We start from the raw sequence: 25960 nt of genomic DNA on the forward strand, positions 1-25960 counted from the left end.
GAAGAAACCGTTTCAATGCTTTGGACGTCAAGCCACCGGAGTCGCCACCGCCTGCGGCCGACGCGACAACAAGCTCACCAGCACAAAACTCACCAACCCAACCGCCAGGCTGTAGTAAATCGGCGTGTTCGCATCCAGCCCATCCTTGAACATGAACACTAACGCCGTCACAAAGCCCAATGCCATGGACGTAATCGCCCCCGACGTGGTGGCGCGCTTCCAGAAGATCGCCCCAATCAACGGGATCAACATGCCGCCGACCAACAGGTTGTAGGCCAGGGTCAGCGCGCTGATCACATCGCTCACCACCAGTGCGATACCCAGCACCGCGATGCCGGTCAGCATCGTGAACAGGCGATTGATATTCAGGCTCGATTGTTTGCCGCCACGCAAACGCGGCAGCAGGTCTTCGGTCAGTACCGTGGAGGCGGCCAGTAAACCTGCGCTGGCGGTGGACATCATCGCCGCCAGTGCTGCGGCAATCACCAGGCCACGAATCCCGTCCGGCAGCGACATTTTAACGATGGCGGCAAATGCGTTGTTGACGTTGTCCAGGTCCGGAATCAACACATGGGCGGCCATGCCGATCAGGGCACAGGCCAGGCCATAGAGGATGCAGTAGAAACCGGCGAAGGTGCCCGCGTACTTGGCGACCTTTTCGTCGCGGGCGGTGAACACCCGCTGCCAGATGTCCTGGCCGATCAGGATGCCGAAGAAGTAGATCATGAAGTAGGTGATGATCGTGTCCCAGCCGATCGCGGTGAAGCTGAAACTGGAGGCCGGCAACTTGGCCACCAGTTCATCCCAGCCGCCGACGCGGTACAGGCAGATCGGCAGCAGGATAAACATCAGGCCGACGGTCTTGATCACGAATTGCACGATATCGGTAAGGGTCAGCGACCACATGCCGCCGATGGTCGAGTACACCACCACCACACCACCGCCCAGCAGCACCGAGATCCAGAACGGCAGGCCGAACAGCACTTGCAGCACGGTACCGATGGCCAGGATCGAGGTCACCCCGATCATCAGCGCGTAGGCCAACATGATCACCGCGCTGGCCTGGCGGGCCATGGGGTTGTAGCGTTTTTCCAGCACCTGGGTGACGGTGAAGATCTTCAGCTTCAACAATGGCTTGGCCAGGAACAGGTTCAGCGCAATGATCCCCATGCCCAGCGCGGCACACAGCCAGAAGCCGGAGATGCCATGCACATAGCCCAGGCGCACGGTGCCGACGGTGGATGCGCCGCCCAATACCGTGGCGGCCATGGTGCCCATGTACAGCGTCGGGCCCAGGTTGCGGCCGGCCACCAGGTAGTCTTCGTGGGTCTTGGCGCGGCGCATGCCGTAATAGCCGAGCACGAGCATGCCGGCGGCGTAGATGAGTACGACGAATAAATCCAAAGCCATGACGGCGAGTCTCCGATATTTTTTATTGTGCTGAAGGCGCTTGCAGTGCAGAAGGAGCTTGCTGCGGTGAGGGCGCTTGCTTTGGCGAGGGGCCATAGACGGCCGCCGGTTCCGGAAACAGCCGCAGCAACGTCAGATACACCACCGACGCCAACCCCAACGTCACCGGCAGGCTGATATCAATGCCCTCGGCCAAATTGCCCAGCGGCCCGACAAACTGCCCCGGCAAATTGACGAAGCACAGCCCCACCAGCGCACTCGGAATCCATGCTCCCAGCCCGCGCCAGTTCCAGCCATGGCTGAACCAGTAGCGCCCGCCGGTTTCACCACGGGTGAACACTTGCAGGTCATCCGGGCAGTAGAAACCACGACGCACGATCAGGCCGATGATCATCATCACCATCCACGGCGTGGTGCAGGTGATGATCAGCACGGCGAAGGTCGACACGCTCTGCACCAGGTTGGCGGCGAAACGTCCGATAAAGATGAAGGCAATCGACATCACCCCAATCAGCAACGTCGCCTTGACCCGTGAGAGCAGGCGCGGGAACACGCTGGACATGTCCAGCCCCGTGCCATACAGAGAGGTCGTGCCGGTGGACATGCCGCCGATCACCGCGATCAGGCACACCGGCAGGAAGAACCAGGTCGGCGCCACCGCCAGCAAGCCGCCGACGTAGTTGTTGGCCGCGATATAGTCCGGTGCCTTGATCGCGACGATGGTCGCGGTGGCCAGGCCGAACAGGAACGGGATCAAGGTGGCGATCTGAGCCGCAACCACTGCGAGCATGATGCGTATCTTCGGCGTCTCACGCGGGATGTAGCGCGACCAGTCACCGAGGAATGCGCCGAAGGAAATCGGGTTGCTCATCGCTACCAGCGCTGCGCCGATAAACGCCGCCCAGAAGCCGGTCTGGCCCATGGCGACGCTGCCCGCGAAGTGGCTGTCAAAGGCGGGCGCGAACGCGAAGATCCCCAGCAGAAACAGCAGGCTCGCCGCCCATACCGCAATGCGGTTGACCCACAGCATGAAGCGAAAACCGTAGATGCACACCGTCAGTACGAGCAGGGCAAACAGGCCATAGGCCAAGCCCAGGGTCAGGTCAGTTTCCGGCAGGCCTATCAGACGTTTCGCACCACCGACCAACGCATCGCCTGAACTCCACACCGACAGTGAGAAGAAGGCAATCGCCGTCAGCAATGACAGAAACGAACCGACAATCCGCCCGTGCACGCCAAAGTGCGCCCCGGAAGACACGGCGTTGTTAGTGCCATTGATCGGGCCGAACAGGCCCATGGGCGCCAGGATCACAGCACCCACCAGCACGCCCAGCACAATCGCCCAGACACCGGCCTGGAATGACAAGCCAAACAGCACCGGGAACGAGCCCAGCACGGCAGTGGCAAAGGTGTTGGCACCGCCGAAGATCAGGCGGAACAGATCCTTGGGGCTGGCGGTACGTTCGTGGTCCGGGATCTGTTCGACCCCGTTGGTTTCAATCTTGCGAATACTGTTTTGGTTGTTTTTATTATTCATGATCAGCTCCGATCACATTGGCTAAGGGGGCGGCAGCCCTTCCGGCACAGCGGACAAATGTTCGTGACAGGCCAGCCACAGGCCTTCTTGTTGTTCTGTGCGTAGCCCTTGCCTTTTGAAGACAATGGTCTCGCGTTCCTGGCTAAAGAATTGCTCCCCGTTCATGCGCAGCTCGGTGGCCACGTCATGCACAAATATCGCCACGTCACCCTGCAGGCTGACAAAGGCATTGCTCGAGGTGCACGACAGCACCTCGAATCCCTCTTCCGTGCGCCAGCTGTCCCACAACGCCTGGTAGGCATCGCGACTGAGCAGCGGTTGGGGGAGGGTGTAGAACACAAAGCTGGCGTCGGCCGTGAACGCGCCGAAGTAGGCAGCGCGATCATTGCGGGCGAAGGCCGCCACCAGGTCGGCGGCGGCTTGCAGCACCTCTTGCGTGCTCATCAGCGATGCGCCACGCCGGGCAGTACGCAGAGCATCTCGTACAACAAGTTGGCGCCGAGCAGTGAGGTGTTGCCGGTGGTGTCATACGGCGGCGAAACTTCTACCAGATCACAACCAATCAGGTCGAGGCCCTGGCAGCCCCGGATGATCTCGATCGCCTGGATGGTGGTCAGCCCGCCGATTTCCGGGGTGCCGGTGCCGGGTGCCCAGGCCGGGTCGATGCCGTCGATGTCGAAGCTCAGGTACACCGGGCCGCCGCCGACTTTTGCGCGCACTTCGGCCATCAACGGCGCGAGGGAGTGGTGCCAGCATTCTTCAGCCTGGACCACACGGAAACCCTGTTTACGGCTCCAGTTGAAGTCTTCGGCGGTGTAGCCTTGGGCCCGCAGGCCAATCTGCACTACGCGGTCGCAATCGAGCAGGCCTTCTTCCACGGCGCGGCGGAAAGTAGTGCCGTGGGCGATTTTCTCGCCGAACATATGGTCGTTGACGTCAGCGTGCGCATCAATGTGCACCAGCCCGACCTTGCCGTGTTTCTTATGAATCGCCCGCAGGATCGGCAGGGTAATGGTGTGGTCACCGCCCAAAGTCATGGGGACCACGTTGTGTTCGAGGATCTCGTCGTAGGCTTCTTCGATGATGCGCACGGCGTCGAGCAGGTTGAAGGTGTTGATCGCCACGTCGCCGATATCGGCCACCGACAGCGAGTCGAACGGTGCGGCGCCGGTAGCCATGTTGTACGGGCGGATCATCACCGACTCGGCGCGGATTTCACGCGGCCCGAAGCGGGTGCCGGCGCGCAGCGAAGTGCCGATGTCCAGGGGCACGCCGACAAAGGCGGCGTCCAGGCCCTTGGCCGATTGCAGGTGGGGAAGACGCATCATGGTGGCGATGCCGGCGAAGCGCGGCATTTCGTTGCCGCCCAGTGGTTGGTGGAAAATCTTGTCCACGGGATTGCCTCATCGTTGTTTTGTTTATTAGAGGCCGATTCTGCGAAAAGCCCGTGGCGGGAAGAATCGGCAGGGGCAAATACTTAGTTCAGATTTTTCTAAACTATTGCCTGGGGTAAACTGCGTGCAAATGTGGGGGGCAAGCCCCTCCCACGGGATGTTGTGTATGCCTCTGGAGACCTCATGGCCAACGCCTTGCCCGACCTGAAACTCCTGCGCATCTTCGTCAGCGTCGTGCGGCACCAGGGGTTTGCCAATGCGCAGCACGAACTCAACCTGTCCACGTCGGCCATCAGTACGTATATGAGCCAGTTGGAGTCCGCGTTGGGCCTGGTGCTGTGCCATCGCGGGCGTGGCGGGTTCAGTCTCACCAGCAAGGGCGAGTTGTTTCATCAGGAAACCCTGCGTCTATTAGCCGAGCTGGAAGGCTTCGAGCAATACGCCGCCGCGCTCAAAGGCGAGCTGCGGGGCACCCTCAAGCTTGGCGTGCTCGACTCCACCGTCAGCGACAAGGCCCTGCCGTTTGCCGAAGTCATCGGCGCCTACAGCCTGGAACACCCGGCGGTGCACCTGCATCTCTCGGTGATGAGCCCCTACGAGCTGCAACTGGGCGTGCAGGACAACCGCCTGGACCTGGCCATCGGCGCCTTTTCCAACCGCATGAGCGGGCTGATCTACATGCCGCTGTACCGCGAGCAGCATTGGTTGTATTGCAGCACGCGACACCCGTTGTTCAATGAACGGCGCATTCCAGAGCAAGTGATCACCCAGCAACGCATGGTCGGCCGCGGCTACTGGAGCCAGGCGGAACTGGCGCGCCACGGCTTCAAGCACAGCGCCGCCACGGTGGAAAGCATGGAGGCGCAACTGATCCTCGTGCTCTCCGGCGCCTACATCGGCTACCTGCCGGAGCATTACGCCCAGGCCTGGGCCGACAAGGGCGATCTGCGGGTGCTGCTACCTGCCACCTTTGGCTACCAGGCGCCGTTCTCGATGATCATGCGCCGTGGCCGCAGCCGCGAACCGCTGATCCAGACCTTCCGCGATTTGCTCAAAGCCCAGCTCAACCAGGCCTGATAAACCATGTCCAGACCCCAATGTTCCCGTTGCCTCAGGCCCGTCACCCATTGTTTGTGTGCGCTGATACCCAGCCTCGACAGCCGTACCCGCGTGCTGCTGTTGCAGCACCCGAGCGAGGTCAACCATGCGCTCAACACGGCGCGGTTGGCGGCGTTGGGCTTGAGCAATGCGCAATTGGTGGTGGGGGAGGTGTTCGATGATTTGGCGACGTTATTGAGCCCACCCGGTTATCAGGCTCGACTGCTGTTCCCGGCGGATGACGCCCAGCCGCTGCACGCCTATGCGCCCGGCGATCAACCACTGCTGTTGGTGGTGCCCGACGGCACCTGGCGCAAGGCGCGCAAACTGCTGCATCTCAACCCGCTGCTGGCGGCGTTGCCACGGGTAACCTTGGCCGAGGGCGGCGTTTCGCGTTATCGATTGCGCAAGGCGCCGGGGCCGGGGGCATTGTCGACGGTAGAAGCCATCGTCCAGGCGTTGCAGGTGCTGGAGGCGCCGGTATCGTTCGGGCCGTTGCTTAAGCCCTTCGAGGCGCTGATCGAAGGGCAGATTTCGGCGATGGGTGAGGCAGTGTTCCTGAGAAATCACGTGCGATAAGAAGTTTTATTCAGATACGAGCTTTGAATAGGCAATCGGTTTTTGTGCCCCGGTTTTTAGTATCGAACTATTGTTATGTTGATCATCGGGTTGATAGAAAAAAAATGCGTCGTCACCCTCCGGCGTTTTTTTGTATATCATTTGAATACCTATCCCACCCAGCAAAATGCTGGATTCAAGTAATACTTTTCTCGCGTCATCAACATTGTCACATTTGAAAAAAGTCTCGGCCTGCTTGCTCAGCTTGAGGAGTACATGGGAGAAGTCGCGATTGGCGCCGTATTGCCTGAAGTCGGATGTGGAAGCATGTATGGCTTTTTTCCCTGACACCGCAAGGTCGACGATCGGTGCACGCAAATCCCACAGAATCCCGTCGTATCCTTGAAAATCGTTGCCCTCAACGAGATTACGCAAATTGTTCATGGCATCGGTCTGATACTTCGCGTTGGGATCTTTAAGGGAAAAATCCTCCTTCACATTTTCCTTGCCGAACAAATCCGCCGTTTTTATACCGGGGGCAATGTTTATTCCACTCAAACCTCGCTGTTTGGCCTCAGCCTTCAATTCCTTGAGCGCCTCATGTTTGAACGAACAGAAAATGATATTTTCCGGTGCGAGTTTCTGCATGTTTTGCCCCCCCTGTTCTACGAGATCAAGCATGGAAGAAACGGCGGTTTCATCTTTTAATTCGATATTCAGGATGACCGGTTTTTTACCGTACGCAGTCAGTGTCTGGTTGGCATCATTGACCAGTTCGATGACTGACGACAGAGTTGGTGTGACTTCACCCTTGCGCCCGATAGGTATTTTTTGCAGTTCATCGACCGTTTTTTGTCCAACCAGATAGGACGCCTTGGTTTCGCCCTCGGGCAGTTTGGCGCCGCTTCGATCAGCGTCGAATGCGTTTCGCCAAATCTCATCGTCATGAGTGACCATCACGGTGCCGTCTTTGGCTTTGAAAATATCGATTTCAATCGCATCGGCGCCCTGAACAATGGCAGCTTTGATCGCCTGGAGGCTGTTCTCAGGATGAAAACGCTGTGGAAATGTTGAGCCAAACAAGCTGGTTGGGCCTGTCCCGCGATGGGCGGTCAGCATTAGGTTATGCCCGGTGCGTTCTTTGAGAAGTTCGCTGTGGCCGCGAGATTGAAGCATCTGCTGTACGTCGGCGGAGTTCAGACGGGTGGGGAAAGAGCTGTCTGTCGGAGTGGTCGAGTCTCGCGCTGGCCGAAGGCTGGCAGCGTCGGACGTTGCAGGCGGGAGTTGAGACGTTGCGAAGGAGGTCATGGTTTTACCCTGTTTTTGAATAAAATTGACGTCCCTGTTATCAACACGGCAATTGGTGTAGGACCAGTCGTTGTTCCGCGACGTCCTTATTGCCTGGGATAAGTGGTGGGCAATAGCGTTCAGTTCCATTGACGTCACAGAGGTGCAACGGCTTATAGCTTTAGCTTATAAGCACCGCACTTTGCGTGATATGGCCCGCCGGCCTTTCCCGGTATGATGTGCGCCCCGCAGTCTGGATTGCGAATACGCCATGACCTTGCAGTACCCTACAATCGCCGATTGCGTCGGCAACACGCCCCTGGTCCGCTTGCAACGCATGGCGGGTGAAACCAGCAATACCCTGTTGCTCAAGCTCGAAGGGAACAACCCCGCAGGCTCGGTCAAGGACCGCCCGGCGCTGTCGATGATCACCCGTGCCGAATTGCGCGGGCAGATCAAGCCTGGCGACACCCTGATCGAAGCCACCTCGGGTAACACCGGGATCGCGCTGGCCATGGCCGCTGCGATCAAGGGTTACAAGATGGTGTTGATCATGCCCGACAACGGCAGCGCCGAGCGCAAGGCGGCGATGACTGCCTATGGCGCCGAGCTGGTGCTGGTGACCCAGGAAGAAGGCATGGAAGGCGCCCGCGATCTTGCTGAGCGCATGGCCGCCGAAGGCCGTGGTCAGGTGCTGGACCAGTTCGCCAATGGGGACAACCCCGAGGCGCACTACACCACCACCGGTCCGGAGATCTGGCGCCAGACCCAAGGCACCATCACCCATTTCGTCAGCTCCATGGGCACCACCGGCACCATCATGGGCAACTCGCGCTACCTCAAGGAGCAGAACCCGGCGATCCAGATCGTCGGCCTGCAACCGATGGAAGGCTCGGCGATCCCTGGCATTCGCCGCTGGCCCGAGGAGTATCTGCCGAAGATCTACAACTCCACGCGCGTGGATCGCATCATCGACATGGCCCAGCGCGAAGCTGAAGACACCACCCGCCGCCTGGCCCGTGAAGAAGGCATCTTCTGCGGCGTGTCCTCCGGCGGCGCCGTGGCCGGTATGTTGCGTCTGTCCAAGGAAGTGGAAAACGCGGTGATCGTCGCGATCATCTGTGACCGAGGCGACCGTTACCTGTCGACCGGCATTTTCGACGAACCCAACTGATGGCCAAGCACGAGAGAGGCCTGCGCTTCCAACCGACGGGCGGCAGCCGGGCCCCACAGATTCCAGTGGGCAAGAAACAGCGCCTGACCATCGAGCGCCTGGCCAATGACGGCCGTGGCATCGTGTTCTTTGAAGGTCGCACCTGGTTCGTCAATGGCGCGCTGGCTGGCGAAGAAGTCGAAGCACGAGTGCTGGGCGCCCACGGCAAAGTGGTCGAGGCTCGCACTGAACGGGTGTTCAAGGCCAGCGAATTGCGCCGCCCGGCGCCGTGCGCCCACGTTGGTCGCTGCGGCGGTTGCAGCGTGCAGCACTTGCCCCACAACGAACAACTTGCCCTGAAACAGCGCATGCTCGCGGAGCAACTGTCCCGTGTGGCCGGTGTCGAACCGCAAGAGTGGGCCGCGCCGTTAAGCGGCCCCGAGTTCGGTTACCGACGCCGTGCCCGCGTGGCCGTGCGCTGGGATGCCAAGGCGAAAAAACTCGAGGTGGGTTTCCGCGCCGTGGCCAGCCAGGACATCGTCGCCATCGACGATTGCCCGGTGCTGGTACAGGCCTTGCAACCGATCATGCAGCGCCTGCCGAACATGCTGCGGCGTCTGAGCAAGCCTCAGGCCCTGGGGCATGTCGAGTTGTTCAGTGGCTCGTCCGTCGCCGTGTTGCTGCGGCATATGGCGCCGCTGTCGGACGCGGACCTGTTGATCCTGAAAGAATTTTGCAGTTTCCATGAAGCCCAATTGTGGCTGCATGGCGAAGGCCAGCCGGAACCGGTTGAGCCCGATCAGTCACTAGGGTTTCGATTGGACGCATGGGACCTGCAACTGGCGTACGGCCGGGGGATTTTGTCCAGGTCAACGCCGGGGTCAACGAGGCGATGGTTGCCCAGGCCCTGGACTGGCTGGCGCCGCAGCCCGATGAGCGGGTGCTGGACCTGTTTTGTGGGCTGGGCAACTTTGCCCTGCCGCTGGCAAAACAGGTGCGAGAAGTAGTGGCGGTGGAAGGGGTGCAGACCATGGTGGATCGGGCCGCACAGAACGCTGTCAGCAACAATTTGCATAATGCGCAGTTTTTTCAGGCCGATTTGTCCCAGCCTTTGACTGACGCAGATTGGGCCAAACAGGGCTTTTCTGCGGTACTCTTGGATCCACCCCGCGATGGTGCCCAAGAGGTTGTGCGCAAGCTCGCCACCCTGGGGGCCAAGCGCCTGGTGTATGTGTCCTGCAACCCGGCGACGCTGGCGCGGGACACGGTTGAGTTGGTCAAGCAAGGCTACCGGCTAAAACGTGCCGGGATCCTCGACATGTTTCCGCAGACAGCGCATGTCGAGGCCATGGCGTTATTTGAAGCGGGCTAGGATGCCCGTTTAATCCGACTGGCCTGCATTCTCCAAGGCCGTGATCTGCCAGGGAGTTTGCAGCAAAAGGTCGGCATGATTTTTGGCGCATCCAAGGTGCGTCGTAGGGAAGGTAAGCAAGATGGTACAGGTGAGAGCACACCAGCCGATCAACACTGACGGCAGTATCAACCTGGAGGCATGGCTGGATCATGCCATCAGTGTCGACCCGGCACTGGACCGTGAAGCCTTGAAAGCAGCCTGCGAGTTCGCTCGCGAGTCTGAGCAGCAAGACAATGCGGCCAAGAACCTGTGGGCCGAAGGTACCTCCAGCTTTCGCACCGGGCTGGAGATCGCCGAGATCCTTGCCGATCTCAAGCTGGACCAGGATTCGCTGATCGCCGCCGTGCTGTATCGCGGCGTGCGTGAAGGGCACATCCAGTTGCCGACCGTCAGCCAGCGTTTCGGCGCGGTGGTGGCCAAACTGATCGACGGCGTGCTGCGCATGGCGGCCATCAGCGCCAGCCTCAGCCCGCGCCAGTCCATGGTGCTGGGCACCCAGGGCCAGGTCGAGAACCTGCGCAAGATGCTGGTCGCCATGGTCGACGACGTACGCGTCGCCCTGATCAAACTGGCCGAACGCACCTGCGCGATCCGTGCGGTGAAAACCGCCGACGACGAGAAACGCAATCGCGTTGCCCGCGAAGTCTTCGACATCTACGCGCCGTTGGCCCATCGCCTGGGCATCGGCCATATCAAGTGGGAACTGGAGGACTTGTCCTTCCGTTACCTGGAACCCGATCAATACAAACAGATTGCCACGTTGCTGCATGAGCGGCGGCTCGACCGCGAGCGCTTTATCAGCGACGTGATGGGCCAGTTGCGCGCCGAGTTGCAAGCCACCGGTGTCGACGCCGACATCAGCGGCCGCGCCAAGCATATCTATTCCATCTGGCGCAAAATGCAGCGCAAGGGCCTGGCCTTCAGCCAGATCTACGACGTGCGTGCGGTGCGTGTGCTGGTGCCGGAAATGCGCGACTGCTACACCGCGCTGGGCATCGTCCACACCCTGTGGCGGCACATTCCCAAAGAGTTCGACGACTACATCGCCAACCCCAAGGAAAACGGCTATCGCTCGCTGCACACGGCGGTGATCGGTCCCGAGGGCAAGGTGCTCGAAGTGCAGATCCGCACCCATGCCATGCATGAAGAAGCAGAGCTGGGGGTGTGCGCGCACTGGCGCTACAAGGGCACCGACGTCAAGGCCGGCTCCAACCAGTACGAAGAGAAAATCTCCTGGCTGCGCCAAGTGCTGGAATGGCATGAAGAACTCGGCGACATCGGCGGCCTGGCCGAACAACTGCGGGTGGATATCGAGCCGGACCGGGTCTACATCTTCACCCCCGACGGCCACGCCATCGACTTGCCCAAAGGCTCCACGCCCCTGGACTTCGCCTACCGCGTGCACACCGAGATCGGCCACAACTGCCGGGGCGCCAAGATCAACGGGCGCATCGTGCCGCTCAACTACAGCCTGCAGACCGGTGAACAGGTCGAGATCATCACCAGCAAGCACGGTACGCCGAGCCGCGACTGGCTGAACCCGAACCTGGGCTACATCACCACGTCGCGGGCGCGGGCGAAGATCGTCCACTGGTTCAAGTTGCAGGCGCGGGACCAGAACGTCGCTGCCGGCAAGACCCTGCTCGAACGCGAACTGGGCCGCCTGGGCCTGCCTCAGGTGGACTTCGACAAGCTGGCCGAAAAAGCCAACATGAAGATCGCCGAAGACATGTTTGCCGCCCTCGGGGCCGGCGACCTGCGCCTGGCGCAACTGGTCAACCTGGCCCAGCAACTGGTCGAGCCGGAACGCGGCAACGAACAGCTTGAGCTGATCCCGCGCAAAGCCACCGGCTATAAGCCCGGCAAGCGCGGCGATATCCAGATCCAGGGCGTGGGCAACCTGCTGACGCAAATCGCCGGATGCTGCCAGCCGTTGCCGGGGGATGCCATCGTCGGCTACATCACCCAAGGCCGTGGCGTCAGCATTCACCGCCAGGACTGCGCCTCGGTGCTGCAACTGGGCGGGCGCGAGCCGGAGCGGATTATCCAGGTCAGCTGGGGCCCGGTGCCGGTGCTCACCTACCCGGTGGACATCATCATCCGTGCCTACGACCGTTCCGGCTTGCTGCGGGACGTGTCGCAAGTGCTGCTCAATGAGCGGATCAACGTGCTGGCGGTCAACACCCGCTCGAACAAAGAGGACAACACCGCGTTGATGTCCCTGACCATCGAGATTCCGGGATTGGACGCATTAGGCCGGTTGCTGGGGCGGATTTCCCAGTTGCCGAACATCATCGAGACACGGCGTAACCGCACACCATGATGTATTCGCTGGAAGACCTGCTGCACCTGATGAGCCGCCTGCGGGACCCGAAATACGGGTGCCCGTGGGACATTAAGCAAACCTACGCGACCATCGTCCCGCACACCCTGGAAGAAGCCTATGAAGTGGCCGACGCCATCGAGCGTGGCGACTTCGATCACCTGCAAGGTGAGCTGGGCGACTTGCTGTTCCAGGTGGTCTATTACAGCCAGCTGGCGCGGGAAGAAGGGCGTTTCGAATTTGCCGGTGTGATCGACGGCATCACGCGCAAGCTGATCCGACGCCATCCTCACGTGTTCCCCACCGGCGATCTGTACGCGCCGCTGGATATCCCGCAGTTGAGCGAGGAGCAGGTCAAGAAACGCTGGGAGCAGATCAAGGCCGAGGAGCGTGCGGAAAAATCCGACGCGCCGGAGCAATTGTCCCTGCTCGATGATGTGCCCACCGCGCTGCCGTCCTTATCCCGTGCCGCCAAGTTGCAAAAGCGCGCCAGCCAGGTTGGTTTCGACTGGCCATCGGCCTTGCCGGTGGTGGACAACGTGCGCGAAGAGCTGGATGAAGTGCTCGAAGCCATGGCCGACAACGACTCGGTGGCCATTGCCGATGAAGTCGGTGACCTGCTGTTTGCGGCGGTCAACCTGGCCCGTCACCTCAAGGTCGACCCGGAAACCGCGCTGCGTGGCGCCAATGCCAAGTTCGAACGACGTTTCCGATTTATCGAACAGGCATTGCGCGACACCCGTCGTCCCATAGAAGATTGCACCCTCGAAGAGTTGGACGCCCTGTGGGGCGAAGCCAAACGTCAGGAAAAGAACGTGTCCAGCTGCGGTTGAGCAGTTGCCTAAGTGAGTAAGCACCATGAGCCTTTCCCTTCGCGACCAGTTGCTCAAAGCAGGTCTGGTCAACCAAAAGCAGGCCAAGCAGGTCGGCAAAGATAAACAGAAGCAGCAGCGCCTGGTCCACAAAGGCCAGATCGAGGCGGATGACACCCAGGCTCGCCTGGCCATTGAGGCGCACGCCGAGAAGGTCAAGCGCGACCAGGAGCTGAACCGCCAGCATCAGGAAAAAGCCGAGGCCAAGGCCCGCACGGCCCAGGTCAAGCAATTGATCGAAACGTCGCGCCTGCCCAAGCTGACCACCGAGGACTACTACAACTTCGTGGATGACAAGAAGGTCAAGCGCCTGTCGGTCAACACGCTGATGCGCAACAAGCTGAGCAACGGCTCCCTGGCCATCGTGCACCACGGTGGCGGTTACGAGGTGATCCCGCGTGAAGCGGCGCTGAAAATCCAGGAGCGCGCCCCGGAGCGCATCGTGCAGCTCAATATCCTCACCGAAAGCCAGGTTCCGGATGAGGACGATCCATACGCGGCGTACCAGATCCCGGATGACCTGATGTGGTAAGGCGGTAGCAACCAATTGTGCTGAGCGGGCTTGCCTGTGGTGAGCAGGCTTGCCCTGCGTTGGGCTGCGAAGCGGCCCTGAAAACCAAACGCCGCATTCTCTCTGAAAGAATGCGGCGTTTTTAGTGGGGCGGCTTCGCCACCCAGCGCGGGGCAAGCCCGCTCACTACAAGGTAGCTTCAGGAGCTTTGTGCCTGGCGTTTCATCTCAAGCGATTCAAGCTCGTTTTTATAATTATGAGCGTCGCTCTCATTGTGAAACATGCCGACCAGCAGGTCTTGCTGGTGTACATCCCAGATGTGAATCCCATGGCCCAGTGCTTCGTGGGACATATGTTCGTCGTCGCGTTCAGTCACTTTTACAGTCATCTGCTTGCTCCAATCTCTGGTAGGGCCTGCGGCAAGTCGTCGCAGGCCTTTTTTATACGATTTGTTAGCTTGCTAAGTAAACCGCTTTTGCGGTTTATGACAGAAGTTTCATGTTGGGCGACCTCCCACATTCGACCGCATTCTCATGCCGGAACCCGGCCCAGTGTGGGAGGGGCTTGCCCCCGATAGCGCCAGAAGCTTCAAGGCAAAACCTCCAGGCGAAAAAAAGCCCCGCATTCCGCGAGGCTCTTGTTCAACAACATCCGCGCACTCAGTTGCCTTTGACAGCCTTGCCGTCAACGGTACCGTCCTGCAGCATGATGTTGTACTCCTTGCCATCAGTCTCAACCTGACGCAGGGCAACCAGGATGCCGCCCTGGTCCTTGGCAAACCACATCTGGGTGATGCGCTTGCTTTGGGTCGGGTCACGCACGCGCTCGACCTTGATCGCGTCGATGGAGCCTACTTTGGTCTGGACCTTTTCCGGGCCGATCACGCGGAAGTCGTAGGTGTCGACGTCGGTGCCTTCCACCACGTTGTAGCTCATGCTCTTCTTGCCGGCCGCCACATCGCGTTGCAATGCCAGCTGGTAGGTCGACTTGTCGAGCATGCCGCTTTGCAGGGGCACGTTGACCGGGTCTTTGTTTTCAAAGCCGGTGACTTTCTTGGCGGTCTGGTCGAAGTCCAGGTTGATCTTCTTCGCCTTGCCCAGGCCGCCGCGTTCGAAGGTGTAGCTCTTCGGTTGCAGGGTGTCCTTGTCAAACAGGATCACGCTGGTTTCGGTCAGGCTGGCGATCATCATGGAAGCCTTGAAGTTCAAGGTCCAGGTGCCGTTGTCATTCTTGGTCAGGCTGCGTTCAGCCGAACCACTCATGGGCAACTGTTTCCAGTCGGCGGTGTAGCTGACGGAGAAGGGGTGAAGGTCTGCCGCTTGCACGGCAGGCAAGGCGAACAGCGCAAAAGCGAAGAGCAAGGCGCGACGCATAAAATCTCCTAGGTTCGAATCAAGTGGCCGCTGGCCGCGAGTAACTGACCGTCCAATAATGCACCCTGGTCACCGAGAATCAACCGCCCCTCGGCAAACCAGCGCACAGCCAGCGGGTAAATCCTGTGTTCCTGGGTATGAACCCGTTGCGCAAGTGTCTGCGCCGAGTCGTCAGACTCTACCGGAACCACTGCCTGTACGACCAGAGGCCCGCCATCGAGTTCCTCGGTGACAAAGTGCACGCTGCAGCCATGCTCACTGTCACCGGCGTCGAGGGCGCGCTGATGGGTGTGCATGCCTTTGTATTTGGGCAGCAGGGAAGGGTGGATATTCAGCAGGCGCCCGTCGTAATGCCGTACGAAATCAGCGCTGAGAATGCGCATGAAACCAGCCAGTACCACGAGTTTGGGATTGAAGGCGTCGATGAGTTCGACCAAGGCGCTGTCGAAGGCCTCGCGGCCCTCGAAAGCCTTGTGATCCAGCGAGCGGGTATCGATACCCGCGTCCCTGGCGCGTTGCAGGCCGTAGGCGTCGCTGCGGTTGGAGATCACCGCCGCGATGCGCACCGGGCTGTCGCCGGTGCGCGTGCTGTCGATCAGGGCCTGCAAGTTACTGCCGGTGCCGGAGAGCAGCACCACGACATCACAGGTCTGGGACATTAATGAGCCTTGAGGTTCTTCAGTTCAACCTGGGCCGCGCCTTCCGGTGCGGTGGCGATCTGACCGATGACCCAAGGCTGCTCGCCGGCTTCACGCAGGACGTTCAGCGCGGTTTCCACGTGCTCTTGCGCCACGCAGATCACCATGCCCACGCCGCAGTTGAGCACGCGGTGCATTTCGGTTTCGTTGACGTTGCCTTTCTCTTGCAGCCAGTCGAACACAGCCGGGCGAGTCCAGCTGGCCACGTCGACAATCGCCTGGGCGCCTTTTGGCAGCACGCGCGGGATGTTGTCCAGCAGGCCGCCGCCAGTGATGTGGGCCATGGCCTTGACCGCGCCGGTGTCCTTGATCAGCTTGAGCAGTGGCTTGACGTAGATGCGGGTCGGGGCCATCAGCAGGTCGGTCAGCGGCTTGCCGTCGAGTTGGATGTTCTCGATGTCGGCGCCGGACACTTCGATGATCTTGCGGATCAGCGAGTAGCCGTTGGAGTGCGGGCCGGAGGACGGCAGGGCGAGCAGGGCGTCGCCGGCAGCCACTTTGGAGCCGTCGATGATGTCGGCTTTCTCGACAACGCCGACGCAGAAACCGGCCAGGTCGTAGTCTTCGCCTTCGTACATGCCTGGCATTTCAGCGGTTTCGCCGCCGACCAGGGAGCAACCCGACAGTTCGCAACCCGCGCCAATGCCGGTAACCACTTGGGTAGCGGTCTCGACGTTGAGCTTGCCGGTGGCGTAGTAGTCCAGGAAGAACAACGGCTCAGCGCCGCATACCACCAGGTCGTTGACGCACATGGCAACCAGGTCGATGCCGATGCTGTCGTGCTTGTTCAGGTTCAGTGCCAGGCGCAGCTTGGTGCCCACGCCGTCGGTGCCGGACACCAGAACAGGCTGCTTGTAGCCGGCCGGGATTTCGCAGAGGGCGCCAAAACCGCCCAGGCCGCCCATGACTTCGGGGCGCGCAGTGCGCTTGGCGACGCTCTTGATGCGTTCGACCAATGCTTCACCGGCGTCGATGTCTACACCGGCGTCCTTGTAGCTCAGGGAGGGTTGCTTGCTCATGATCCAGGCCTTTAGGGGGGATTCAGGGGTAACGACCGAGCGGGCAGGCGCTTTTGGTAAAAGGCCCAGCCGGGGACGGTCTGCGAAGGCGCGCGATTTTATCAGGCTTGAGGGGCAGCGGCCATCCTCGGGCGACGGGCAGGGCCATATAGGTTAAAAAAATGCTAATCGCCTCAGCCGTGGTGCGTATTAAGGTATAGCCTTGAACCCGCTATCGTTATGACAGCATGAAAACTTACCAGGACCCTGTGAATGTTTTGCCGGTCGCCGTGGTCACAGCCATGGCAAACCGAGTTCACGCGGTCTGTTCCAGCCGCTAAATTTGTCGTTCGGGAATCTTCCATGCGTCTGTGTAAATTCTTCTTTGTGGGCTGCTTGTCGTTGGTCAGCCTGGCGAGTCATGCCGAAACCCTCAATGGCCTCTATCAAGTACTTGAACCTGTCAGCAGCCAATCGCCCCAGGAGCGCGACCAGGCGACCCAGCGCGCTGTGCAGACCCTGGTGATCCGCCTGACCGGCGACGCCAAGGCCGCCGATGGCGCAGGCCTGGCGGCGATTCGCAAGGATCCGCAGCAAATCATCACCCAGTACGGCTACGACGCAGGCCCGCCCGAGAGCCTGCAAGTGGACTTCGACCCCGTCACCACTGACCGTGCGCTGCGTGATGCGGGCCTGTCGATCTGGGGCAGCAATCGGCCGTCGATCCTCGGTTGGTGGCTGAACGACTCCACCGAAGGCAGCAGCCTGGTGGGGGATGGCCAGACCGTCGCCCAGGCGCTGCGGCGTGCCGCGCAACACCGTGGCTTGCCGTTGCGTCTGCCGCTGGGGGATCTGGATGAGCAGGTCGTCGCCACGGCGCCGAACCTGGAGAGTGCCGATGCCACGCCGTTGCGCGCCGCGTCCGAGCGTTATGGCGCTGACGCCTTGCTCGCCGTGCACGCACGTCAGGAAGGCAATCAATGGCAGGCCAAATGGCGTCTGTGGCTGGGTGAGAAGAGCGATCAGGGCACTGTCCAGGGCGCCGACACCGGCGCGGTCGCCGATGCCGTGATGCTGGCGGTCAGTCAAAAACTGGCGCCGCGTTTTGCGGTCAAGCCGGGTGTGAGCAGCGAACAATTGCTGGAAGTGCAGGGGATGACCCTGGAGCGTTATGCCGCGCTGGGTCATCTGCTGGAGCCCTTTGGTGGCCAGCCGCAGTGGGTGGATGGCAACCGCATTGTGTACCGGGTCAACGGCAGCGCCGATCAGTTGCGCACCCAGTTGAGCCTGGCCAAGCTGCAGGAGATTCCTGCGGGTGAGGCGCAGGCCGCGCAGCCGGTCGCTGAAGGCGCGCAACCGGCTGTCGCACCTGAGCCTCAGGCCCAACTGCGTTTTCGTTGGTAACAGTTCTTCCTTATATAGAAACAATGGAGTGGCTTATGGCGGATACGCGTCGTTGGGTGTGGCTTGGCGGGATCGTCCTGCTGTGCGTTTTTGTGTTCTTGCTGCATTCGATCCTGACGCCGTTCCTGGTTGCGTTGTTGCTGGCCTATCTGTTCGATCCGGTGGTGGATCGCCTGGAGAAAGCCGGCCTGTCGCGGACCTTGGGCGTGGTGGCAGTGTTTGCGCTGTTCACCTTGATCATCACCGCGCTGGTGTTGGTGCTGGTACCGATGCTGGCCAAGCAACTGTTTCGCCTCTATGAACTGGCGCCGCAGATGCTCGACTGGTTGCAGCACACGGCGATGCCGTGGGCCCAGGCCAAGTTGGGGCTGTCGGACGGTTTCTGGAAGTTCGACAAGGTCAAGGCGGCGATCAGCGAGCATATGGGGCAAACCACCGATATCGTCGGCGTGATCCTCAGTCAGGCCACGGCGTCGAGCCTGGCATTGATCGGCTGGTTGACCAATCTGGTGCTGATTCCCGTGGTTGCGTTCTACCTGCTGCGCGACTGGGACATCATGATGGCCAAGATCCGTAGCCTGCTGCCGCGTGATCGTGAGGAGCGCATCGTGTCCCTGGCCGGTGAATGCCATGAAGTGCTGGGTGCATTCGTGCGTGGCCAGTTGTTGGTGATGTTGGCCCTGGGGGTTATCTACGCCGCCGGCCTGATGGCCATCGGCCTGGAGCTGGGCCTGTTGATTGGCTTGATCGCTGGTCTGGCCGCCATTGTTCCTTATATGGGCTTTGTGATTGGTATCGGTGCGGCGCTGGTGGCAGGTCTGTTCCAATTTGGCGGCGACCTGTACCCGATGCTCGGGATTGTCGCGGTGTTCATGGTCGGCCAGGCCCTTGAAGGCATGGTGCTGACGCCCTTGCTGGTGGGCGATCGGATCGGGCTGCACCCGGTGGCGGTGATCTTTGCGATCCTGGCGGGCGGCGAGCTGTTTGGTTTTACTGGCATCTTGCTGGCATTGCCGGTGGCGGCGGTGATCATGGTGCTGGTGCGCCATATGCACGATCTGTACAAGGATTCGGATGTGTACACGGGCGTCGAAGACCCCGACCTTTAACCGCTGCGTCACAAACCCGGCTCCGGCCGGGTTTGTCGTTTATGGGGTGGTGGCGTCAAACAATCCGCGTAAAACCGGCAAGTTAACGCAAACCTTTGATTTTGCTTGTGGTCTGCTGCATTGTGCGCCCGGCTTCACGGGTATAAACTTTGCAAACTTTACACAGAGGCCACTAGCGGTTCGATGGGAGCCGTTCAGTCAGCATGAAACCGATTCAGCTGCCCTTAGGTGTGCGTCTGCGTGATGACGCCACCTTTATCAATTACTACCCAGGCGCCAATGCCGCTGCACTCGGCTATGTCGAGCGGCTCTGCGAAGCCGACGCCGGGTGGACTGAAAGCCTGATCTATCTGTGGGGCAAGCACGGCGTGGGGCGTACTCACCTGTTGCAGGCCGCTTGCCTGCGCTTCGAGCAGATCGGCGAGCCGGCGGTGTACCTGCCCTTGGCTGAGTTGATGGACCGCGGCATCGGCATCTTCGATAACCTTGAGCAATACGAGCTGGTGTGCCTGGATGACCTTCAGGCGATTGCCGGCAAGGCCGACTGGGAAGAGGCGCTGTTTCATCTGTTCAACCGCTTGCGTGACAGCGGTCGGCGCTTGTTGATCGCTGCTTCCACCTCGCCGCGCGAGTTGCCCGTCAAGCTGGCCGACCTCAAATCGCGCCTGACCCTGGCACTGATCTTCCAGATGCGCCCGCTGTCCGACGAAGATAAATTGCGCGCCCTGCAATTGCGCGCCTCCCGTCGCGGCCTGCACCTCACCGACGAAGTCGGGCACTTTATCCTCACCCGTGGCACTCGCAGCATGAGTGCGCTTTTCGACTTGCTCGAACAGCTCGATCAGGCCTCTTTGCAGGCCCAGCGCAAGCTGACCATCCCCTTCCTCAAGGAAACCCTCGGCTGGTAGCCCGCCCTTTGTTTTCAAGGGTTTTGGCAAATTCCAGGCGTCAGAAAACCCGCGTTTGGGCCGGTTTGGCCACGCGAAAGGCGTCTATAGGGTGTTAAGGGCTTAGATGTCATAGTCCAAACAAGAAGTCACATAGATCACGATTGAATTTGCAAATCGATGTGATAGAGGGCATAGTCTCGGCTTCTTTACACATCAGCCACGGTCGTGCCCATGCTAAATCGCTTCGCACCCCTCGTGCCTCTCGCACTCGTTACCCTGTTGTTTGGTTGCGCCTCCCACCCTCAACAGGTGGTTGAGCAGCAAAAGCCTCAACAACATTCCCAGGCAAAATTCGTTGCAGCGCAGTCTTCCACTGTCTATCAGGAAGCGCTTTATAAAGAAGAGCAGGCAACCGAGAAAGAACTGGCCGACTTCTCCGGCAACAAGCCTTACCAGCTTCCAGTTCTGGCCGACAGCATCCTCGAACGTGGCATGTCCCTGATCGGTACCCGTTACCGTTTCGGCGGTACCTCTGAAGCCGGTTTCGATTGCAGCGGTTTCATCGGCTATCTGTTTCGTGAAGAGGCTGGCATGAACCTGCCACGCTCCACTCGCGAAATGATCAACGTGAAAGCACCGTTGGTCGCACGCAACAACCTCAAGCCCGGTGATCTGCTTTTCTTCAGTACTGCAGGCCGTGGGCGTGTCAGCCACGCCGGTATCTACCTGGGCGATAACCAGTTCATCCACTCCAGCAGCCGTCGCAGTGGCGGTGTTCGAGTCGACAGCTTGGGCGACAGCTACTGGAGCAAAACCTTCATCGAAGCCAAGCGTGCACTCGCCATGGCCCCGACGACCGTTACCGCTAGCAAGTAAACTTAAAGTGATACTTGAAGTTTGACGTGTAAGCGCTAGAATCCCTGGACATTGTTGTAATCCGTTCGCGCGAGCCTTGCTTGCGCGTTCTGGTTTTCAGCGTTCGGCAGCGAAAGCCGCATCCAGACCAGGATTGTTTTGCACATGTCGACGTCAGCCCGCCTTGTTCTCCTCGTGTGCGCCGCGCTGCTCAGCGCTTGCGCCAGCCGTCCACCGCCCGCTCCTGTCGCGGTCAAGCCCAAGCCGGTGTTCAACTACTCCACCCAGAATTTCTCACCTGCTGCCGAAGACGTGCTCTTCCGTGCGCTGGGCCTGGTCGGCACGCCTTATCGCTGGGGCGGCAACACGCCGGACTCGGGCTTTGATTGCAGCGGCCTGATCGGCTTTGTGTTTCGCGATGCCGCCGGGATTTCCCTGCCGCGCACCACCCGCGAACTGATCGTGATGCGCGCCCAGGACGTGAGCGAGCAGAACCTGCAAACCGGCGACCTGCTGTTCTTCGCCACCGGCGGTGGTTCGCAGGTCAGTCATGCCGGGATCTACGTGGGCGAAGGCCGCTTTGTCCATGCGCCGCAAACCGGCGGTACGGTGAAGCTCGATACCTTGTCCAAAGCGTATTGGCAGAATGCCTACCTGAGCGCCAAGCGCGTGTTGCCAGGCAATCTGGCGCGAAATCCTTAAAAGCCGCTGCAAGCCTCAAGGTTGAAGCTTGCAGCTAGCCCCCCAACCCACTAACCTTCGCCGCTTGTTCCAGGTGCTCTGTGGCCCATGGGTCGACAGAGTGAAACAGGGAAGCCGGTGAGTGAGCGCGCTTGTACACAGCGCCGCCGCAATTCCGGCGCTGCCCCCGCAACGGTAAATGAGTCAAGACGCTGCTTTTGCCACTGTATCGCTCGCGATATGGGAAGGCGCAGCGTTGGCCTGCGTGCTCTCCATAAGAGCAGCGCCACTCATGAGCCCGGAGACCGGCCTGGATCATCCAACAGCATCACGGTGGGCGATGCTTGGCTGTCTGTTTTTTCTTTTTCCTGCCCGCCGTTTTTGTCCAGCCCCAACGGAGAGCTGCCATGACCGATACCCCCGACCGCGACGAACGCCACCTGGCGCGCATGCTGCGCAAAAAAGCCGTGATCGACGAGCGCATTGCCAATTCCCCCAACGAATGCGGCTTGCTGCTGGTACTTACCGGTAATGGCAAAGGCAAGAGCAGCTCGGCGTTTGGCATGCTTGCCCGCGCCATGGGCCATGGCATGCAGTGCGGCGTGGTGCAGTTCATCAAGGGGCGCAACAGCACAGGTGAAGAGTTGTTCTTCCGCCGCTTTCCCGAGCAAGTGCGTTTCCACGTCATGGGCGAAGGTTTTACCTGGGAAACCCAGGACCGCCAGCGCGATATCGCCGCCGCCGAGGCCGCTTGGACGGTCTCCCGCGAACTGCTGCAAGACCCAGCCATCGGCCTGGTGGTGCTGGACGAACTGAACATCGCCCTCAAGCACGGCTACCTCGACCTGGACCAAGTGCTCAGCGACCTGCAAGCCCGCCCTCCGATGCAGCACGTGGTGGTCACCGGCCGTGGCGCCAAGCCAGAACTGATCGAGATGGGCGATACCGTCACCGAAATGGGCATGCTCAAGCACGCGTTCCAGGCCGGTATCAAGGCACAGAAGGGCGTCGAACTTTGAATCAGCCCCGTCATTGCCCAGCCGTATTGATCGCCGCACCGGCGTCCGGCCAGGGCAAAACCACCGTCACCGCTGCGCTGGCGCGTTTGCACCGCAACCTGGGGCGCAAGGTGCGTGTGTTCAAATGCGGCCCGGACTTCCTGGACCCGATGATCCACGAGCGCGCCAGCGGGGCGCCGGTGTATCAATTGGACATGTGGATGGTGGGCGAACAGGAAAGTCGCCGCCTGCTGTGGGAAGCAGCGGGGGAGGCCGACCTGATCCTGATCGAAGGCGTAATGGGCCTGTTCGACGGCACGCCCTCCAGCGCCGACCTGGCGCGCCACTTCGGCGTGCCGGTGCTGGGCGTGATTGATGGCACCGCCATGGCCCAGACCTTTGGCGCCCTGGCACTGGGCCTGGCGCGCTACCAGCCGGACCTGCCATTCGCCGGCGTGCTGGCCAACCGCGTCGGCACGTTGCGCCATGCGCAGTTGCTTGAAGGCAGTCTCACCGAAGGCCTGCGCTGGTACGGCGCGCTCTCCCGCGAGACCGGAATCGAGCTGCCGAGCCGTCATCTGGGGCTGGTGCAAGCCAGCGAACTGAATGACCTCGATGCACGCCTGGATGCCGCCGCCCAAGCCTTGGGCAGCAGTTGCGAAGTCGCCTTGCCGCCACCGGTGACCTTCGCCGCGCCTGAAGTGATCGACGCCGAGCCGCTGTTGGCCGGTGTCCGCATTGCCGTGGCCCGCGACGAAGCCTTCGCCTTTACCTACGGTGCCAGCCTCGACCTGTTGCGGGCGATGGGCGCCGAGCTGACGTTTTTCTCGCCGATCCATGACCCCGCATTGCCTGACGCCGACAGTCTCTATCTGCCCGGCGGTTACCCGGAATTGCACCACCAGGCGCTGGCGCAAAACACCTCGATGCTTGATGCCATCCGTGCGCACCACGCGGCGGGTAAACCGCTGCTCGCTGAGTGCGGCGGCATGCTGTATCTGCTGGACTCGCTCACCGACGTCGACGGCCATCGCGCCGAACTGCTTGGCTTGTTGCAGGGGGATGCGGTGATGCAGAAGAAACTGGCGGCACTGGCCCTGCAAAGTGTCGAGTTGCCGGAAGGCACATTGCGCGGGCATACCTATCACCATTCCTTGACCACCACCGCGTGGGAGCCCATCGCTCGCGGCCTGAGCCCCAATGGAGGGCGCGGCGCCGAGGCGGTTTACCGACAAGGGCGCATGACTGCTTCCTACGTGCACTTTTACTTTCCGTCGAACCCGCTTGCGGTGGCCGCATTGTTTTTGCCTCTCACAGGGGAATGCATTCGAAATGTGGGAGGGGCGGTGCGACGATTCGACTTGCCCCAGATGAAGCCATGACAGACAACGCCTTCCCCGAGTCCGACCGCCAGGCCGTCTACCGCGCCATCGCCGAGCGCCGCGACATGCGCCATTTCAGCGGCGGCACGGTCGCCCCGGAGTTGCTCCACCGCATGCTCCAGGCCGCGCACCAGGCCCCGAGTGTGGGCCTGATGCAGCCGTGGCGTTTTATCCGCATCAGCAACCGCCACCTGCGCGGGCAGATCCAGCAACTGGTCGAAGAAGAGCGCGTGCGCACCGCCGAGGCCCTGGGCGAGCGCTCCGATGAATTTATGAAACTCAAGGTCGAGGGCATCAATGACTGTGCCGAAGTCCTGGTGGCGGCGTTGATGGATGATCGCGAGCGCCATATCTTCGGCCGGCGCACCTTGCCGGAAATGGACATGGCTTCGCTGTCCTGTGCGATCCAGAACCTGTGGCTGGCCGCTCGTGCGGAAGGCCTGGGCATGGGCTGGGTGTCGTTGTTCGAACCCCAGGCCCTGGCCGATCTGCTGGGCCTGCCGCCCGGCGCCAAACCCCTGGCCGTGTTGTGCCTGGGGCCGGTCGCCGAGTTCTATCCGGCACCGATGTTGCAGCTCGAAGGCTGGACCGAACCGCGTCCGCTGAGTGACATGTTGTATGAGAATACGTGGGGAGTGAGTCAATGAGTGTGGCCTTGCTGTGTGTCGCTGCAGTGGCGCTGGATGCGCTGTTGGGCGAGCCCAGGCGCTGGCATCCGCTGGTGGCGTTCGGCAATTTCGCCGGGCGCATCGAGCAGCGTTTCAATAGTGGTGGTCGTGGCTGGCGCAGCCACGGCGTGACCGCCTGGTTTATCGCCGTGGTGCCGTTGACCCTGCTGGCCACCGCCTTGTCGTGGGCGCCGTATATCGGCTGGGTACTGGAGATCCTGGCGCTGTACTGCGCCCTCGGCATGCGCAGCCTCGGCGAACATGTGATCCCGGTGGCCCAGGCGTTGCGCAGTGATGACCTGGATCAAGCGCGCACACGGGTCAGCTACCTGGTGAGCCGCCAGACCAGCGAGCTGGACCGCACCGAAGTTGCCCGCGCCGCCACCGAATCGGTGCTGGAAAACGGCAGCGACGCGGTATTCGCCGCGATTTTCTGGTTTGTCGTCGCGGGCGTGCCGGGTGTGGTGCTCTACCGCTTGAGCAACACCCTCGACGCCATGTGGGGCTATCGCAATGAACGCTTCGAGCGCTTCGGCTGGGCCGCAGCGAAAATCGACGACGCGCTCAACTACATTCCTGCACGCCTGGTGGCGTTGACCTACGCGGTACTTGGCAACACCCGCCTGGCCCTCAAATGCTGGCGCACCCAGGGGCCGACCTGGGACAGCCCCAACGCCGGGCCAGTGATGGCGGCCGGCGCAGGCGCGTTGGGTGTTGAATTGGGCGGCGCCGCGATCTATCACGGTGAAGTGCACCAACGCCCGCAATTGGGCGAAGGCCCGGCGGCGGATGCCGATTCCATCGACCGAGGCTGGCAACTGGTGCAGCGCGGCGTATGGTTATGGCTGCTGATCCTATGTGCGGGGGCGCAATTCTATGCTTGAACACGGTGGCCGGTTGCGTAAGGCGTCCATTCAATATGGGATCGCCGAGGCCGATTGGCTCGACCTGTCCAGCGGCCTCGCGCCCTGGCCCTGGCCGATCCCGGAGATTCCCCTGCGGGCCTGGGCGCGGTTGCCGGAGACGGACGACGGCTTGGAGCAGGCCGCCAGCGAATACTACGGTGCCGCGCATTTATTGCCGGTGGCCGGTTCCCAGGCGGCGATCCAGTTGCTGCCGCGCCTGCGCCGGTCCGGCAAAGTCGGTGTGCTCTCGCCGTGCTACGCCGAGCATGCCGAAGCCTGGCGCCGCGCCGGGTATGTGGTGCGCGAAGTGCAGGAGCAGGAAGTCGACTTCTTCCTCGACGGCCTCGACGTTTTGGTGGTGGTCAACCCCAACAATCCCACGGGCCAGAGCCTGACGCCCCAGCGCCTGCTGGACTGGCACACACGGCTGGCCCAGCGCGGC

25 protein-coding genes, 1 pseudogene and 1 riboswitch are annotated in these 25960 nt (G+C 61.1%); of the genes and pseudogenes, 17 read left to right on the top strand and 9 right to left on the bottom strand.

All coding sequences use genetic code 11. The features are described from left to right. Window positions 1-27 precede the first annotated feature (27 nt). The 4 genes from IQK56_RS02390 to speB are packed head-to-tail and all read right to left on the bottom strand — an operon-like array spanning window position 28 to window position 4341. Entirely contained in the window at window positions 28-1410 is a 1383-nt protein-coding gene (locus IQK56_RS02390; RefSeq protein ID WP_150760418.1) for a sodium:solute symporter family protein, read from the bottom strand. Window positions 1411-1432: 22 nt separating this feature from the next. Continuing rightward, window positions 1433-2947 carry a purine-cytosine permease family protein gene (locus tag IQK56_RS02395; protein ID WP_122305459.1) on the bottom strand — a complete coding sequence of 505 codons (1515 nt, stop codon included), beginning with the start codon at window positions 2945-2947 and terminating at the stop codon, window positions 1433-1435. A gap of 21 nt (window positions 2948-2968) precedes the next feature. Next, on the bottom strand, window positions 2969-3391 hold the full coding sequence (locus IQK56_RS02400) for a YybH family protein (RefSeq protein WP_122305460.1): 423 nt from the start codon (window positions 3389-3391) through the stop codon (window positions 2969-2971). Then, window positions 3391-4341, bottom strand: coding sequence for an agmatinase (gene speB, locus IQK56_RS02405; RefSeq protein WP_122305461.1), 951 nt, complete (start codon window positions 4339-4341; stop codon window positions 3391-3393). Before speB ends, IQK56_RS02400 begins: the two co-directional genes overlap by 1 nt. 183 nt (window positions 4342-4524) lie before the next feature. Between speB and IQK56_RS02410 the strand changes: the two genes are divergently transcribed. Both IQK56_RS02410 and IQK56_RS02415 read left to right on the top strand, forming a co-directional pair. Next, window positions 4525-5418 carry a LysR family transcriptional regulator gene (locus IQK56_RS02410; RefSeq protein ID WP_003175387.1) on the top strand — a complete coding sequence of 298 codons (894 nt, stop codon included), beginning with the start codon at window positions 4525-4527 and terminating at the stop codon, window positions 5416-5418. A gap of 6 nt (window positions 5419-5424) precedes the next feature. Beyond that, on the top strand, window positions 5425-6018 hold the full coding sequence (locus IQK56_RS02415) for a tRNA-uridine aminocarboxypropyltransferase (protein ID WP_150760416.1): 594 nt from the start codon (window positions 5425-5427) through the stop codon (window positions 6016-6018). Between the two features lie 6 nt (window positions 6019-6024). Here IQK56_RS02415 and IQK56_RS02420 read toward each other — a convergent pair whose 3' ends face one another. Further along, window positions 6025-7434 carry a glycerophosphodiester phosphodiesterase gene (locus IQK56_RS02420; RefSeq protein ID WP_150760415.1) on the bottom strand — a complete coding sequence of 470 codons (1410 nt, stop codon included), beginning with the start codon at window positions 7432-7434 and terminating at the stop codon, window positions 6025-6027. Window positions 7435-7555: 121 nt separating this feature from the next. Here IQK56_RS02420 and cysM point away from each other — a divergent pair, with 121 nt between their 5' ends. The 5 genes and pseudogenes from cysM (at window position 7556) to IQK56_RS02445 (ending at window position 13578) form a co-directional block, all read left to right on the top strand. Next, window positions 7556-8458: a cysteine synthase CysM gene (cysM, locus tag IQK56_RS02425; protein WP_193862564.1), complete on the top strand. Its 903-nt coding sequence runs from the start codon at window positions 7556-7558 to the stop codon at window positions 8456-8458. After that, a pseudogene (gene rlmD, locus IQK56_RS02430) lies at window positions 8458-9809 on the top strand (23S rRNA (uracil(1939)-C(5))-methyltransferase RlmD). Before cysM ends, rlmD begins: the two are co-directional and overlap by 1 nt. A gap of 121 nt (window positions 9810-9930) precedes the next feature. Next, the gene (relA, locus tag IQK56_RS02435; RefSeq protein ID WP_099584066.1) at window positions 9931-12174 is read left to right on the top strand and encodes a GTP diphosphokinase; all 2244 of its coding nucleotides are present in this window, start codon (window positions 9931-9933) and stop codon (window positions 12172-12174) included. Continuing rightward, on the top strand, window positions 12174-13007 hold the full coding sequence (mazG, locus tag IQK56_RS02440; RefSeq protein ID WP_150760435.1) for a nucleoside triphosphate pyrophosphohydrolase: 834 nt from the start codon (window positions 12174-12176) through the stop codon (window positions 13005-13007). Before relA ends, mazG begins: the two co-directional genes overlap by 1 nt. Window positions 13008-13032: 25 nt before the next feature. Beyond that, on the top strand, window positions 13033-13578 hold the full coding sequence (locus IQK56_RS02445) for a DUF2058 domain-containing protein (protein WP_150675863.1): 546 nt from the start codon (window positions 13033-13035) through the stop codon (window positions 13576-13578). A 178-nt stretch (window positions 13579-13756) separates the two neighbouring features. On the opposite strand, the gene IQK56_RS02450 is transcribed toward IQK56_RS02445, so the two are convergent. From IQK56_RS02450 to purM, 4 genes are all read right to left on the bottom strand, one after another. After that, complete coding sequence (locus IQK56_RS02450) at window positions 13757-13945, bottom strand: hypothetical protein (protein WP_003175379.1); 189 nt, start codon at window positions 13943-13945, stop codon at window positions 13757-13759. A gap of 271 nt (window positions 13946-14216) precedes the next feature. Then, window positions 14217-14930, bottom strand: coding sequence for a DUF3108 domain-containing protein (locus IQK56_RS02455; protein ID WP_122305467.1), 714 nt, complete (start codon window positions 14928-14930; stop codon window positions 14217-14219). Window positions 14931-14938: 8 nt separating this feature from the next. Next, window positions 14939-15589: a phosphoribosylglycinamide formyltransferase gene (gene purN, locus IQK56_RS02460; protein ID WP_150675862.1), complete on the bottom strand. Its 651-nt coding sequence runs from the start codon at window positions 15587-15589 to the stop codon at window positions 14939-14941. Further along, complete coding sequence (gene purM, locus IQK56_RS02465; protein WP_122307942.1) at window positions 15589-16647, bottom strand: phosphoribosylformylglycinamidine cyclo-ligase; 1059 nt, start codon at window positions 16645-16647, stop codon at window positions 15589-15591. The genes purN and purM overlap by 1 nt, the downstream gene beginning before the upstream one ends. A 342-nt stretch (window positions 16648-16989) precedes the next feature. Between purM and IQK56_RS02470 the strand changes: the two genes are divergently transcribed. From IQK56_RS02470 to IQK56_RS02515, 10 genes are all read left to right on the top strand, one after another. Further along, entirely contained in the window at window positions 16990-18030 is a 1041-nt protein-coding gene (locus tag IQK56_RS02470; protein ID WP_193862566.1) for a DUF2066 domain-containing protein, read from the top strand. A gap of 35 nt (window positions 18031-18065) precedes the next feature. Further along, window positions 18066-19139 carry an AI-2E family transporter gene (locus IQK56_RS02475; RefSeq protein ID WP_032887781.1) on the top strand — a complete coding sequence of 358 codons (1074 nt, stop codon included), beginning with the start codon at window positions 18066-18068 and terminating at the stop codon, window positions 19137-19139. A 203-nt stretch (window positions 19140-19342) separates the two neighbouring features. Then, entirely contained in the window at window positions 19343-20047 is a 705-nt protein-coding gene (gene hda / locus IQK56_RS02480; RefSeq protein WP_099584072.1) for a DnaA regulatory inactivator Hda, read from the top strand. Between the two features lie 213 nt (window positions 20048-20260). Continuing rightward, on the top strand, window positions 20261-20905 hold the full coding sequence (locus IQK56_RS02485) for a C40 family peptidase (protein WP_122307940.1): 645 nt from the start codon (window positions 20261-20263) through the stop codon (window positions 20903-20905). 144 nt (window positions 20906-21049) lie between these two features. Next, window positions 21050-21586, top strand: a complete 537-nt coding sequence (locus IQK56_RS02490) for a C40 family peptidase (protein ID WP_112196391.1) — start codon at window positions 21050-21052, stop codon at window positions 21584-21586. A 54-nt stretch (window positions 21587-21640) separates the two neighbouring features. Next, window positions 21641-21893: riboswitch (cobalamin riboswitch) on the top strand. A 79-nt stretch (window positions 21894-21972) separates the two neighbouring features. Continuing rightward, window positions 21973-22584, top strand: a complete 612-nt coding sequence (gene cobO / locus IQK56_RS02495; protein WP_150760411.1) for a cob(I)yrinic acid a,c-diamide adenosyltransferase — start codon at window positions 21973-21975, stop codon at window positions 22582-22584. Beyond that, entirely contained in the window at window positions 22581-23945 is a 1365-nt protein-coding gene (locus IQK56_RS02500; protein WP_193862568.1) for a cobyrinic acid a,c-diamide synthase CobB, read from the top strand. Before cobO ends, IQK56_RS02500 begins: the two co-directional genes overlap by 4 nt. Next, window positions 23942-24592 carry a 5,6-dimethylbenzimidazole synthase gene (gene bluB / locus IQK56_RS02505; RefSeq protein ID WP_150675859.1) on the top strand — a complete coding sequence of 217 codons (651 nt, stop codon included), beginning with the start codon at window positions 23942-23944 and terminating at the stop codon, window positions 24590-24592. Before IQK56_RS02500 ends, bluB begins: the two co-directional genes overlap by 4 nt. After that, a complete protein-coding gene (gene cbiB, locus IQK56_RS02510) occupies window positions 24589-25497 on the top strand; it encodes an adenosylcobinamide-phosphate synthase CbiB (RefSeq protein ID WP_193862570.1) in 909 nt (302 codons plus the stop codon). Before bluB ends, cbiB begins: the two co-directional genes overlap by 4 nt. After that, window positions 25490-25960 (top strand): aminotransferase class I/II-fold pyridoxal phosphate-dependent enzyme (locus IQK56_RS02515; protein ID WP_193901526.1); only part of this gene is annotated, 471 nt, incomplete at its 3' end. The genes cbiB and IQK56_RS02515, both read left to right, overlap by 8 nt.

The sequence above is a fragment of the Pseudomonas cyclaminis genome (genome assembly GCF_015163715.1).
GTDB lineage: Bacteria > Pseudomonadota > Gammaproteobacteria > Pseudomonadales > Pseudomonadaceae > Aquipseudomonas > Aquipseudomonas cyclaminis.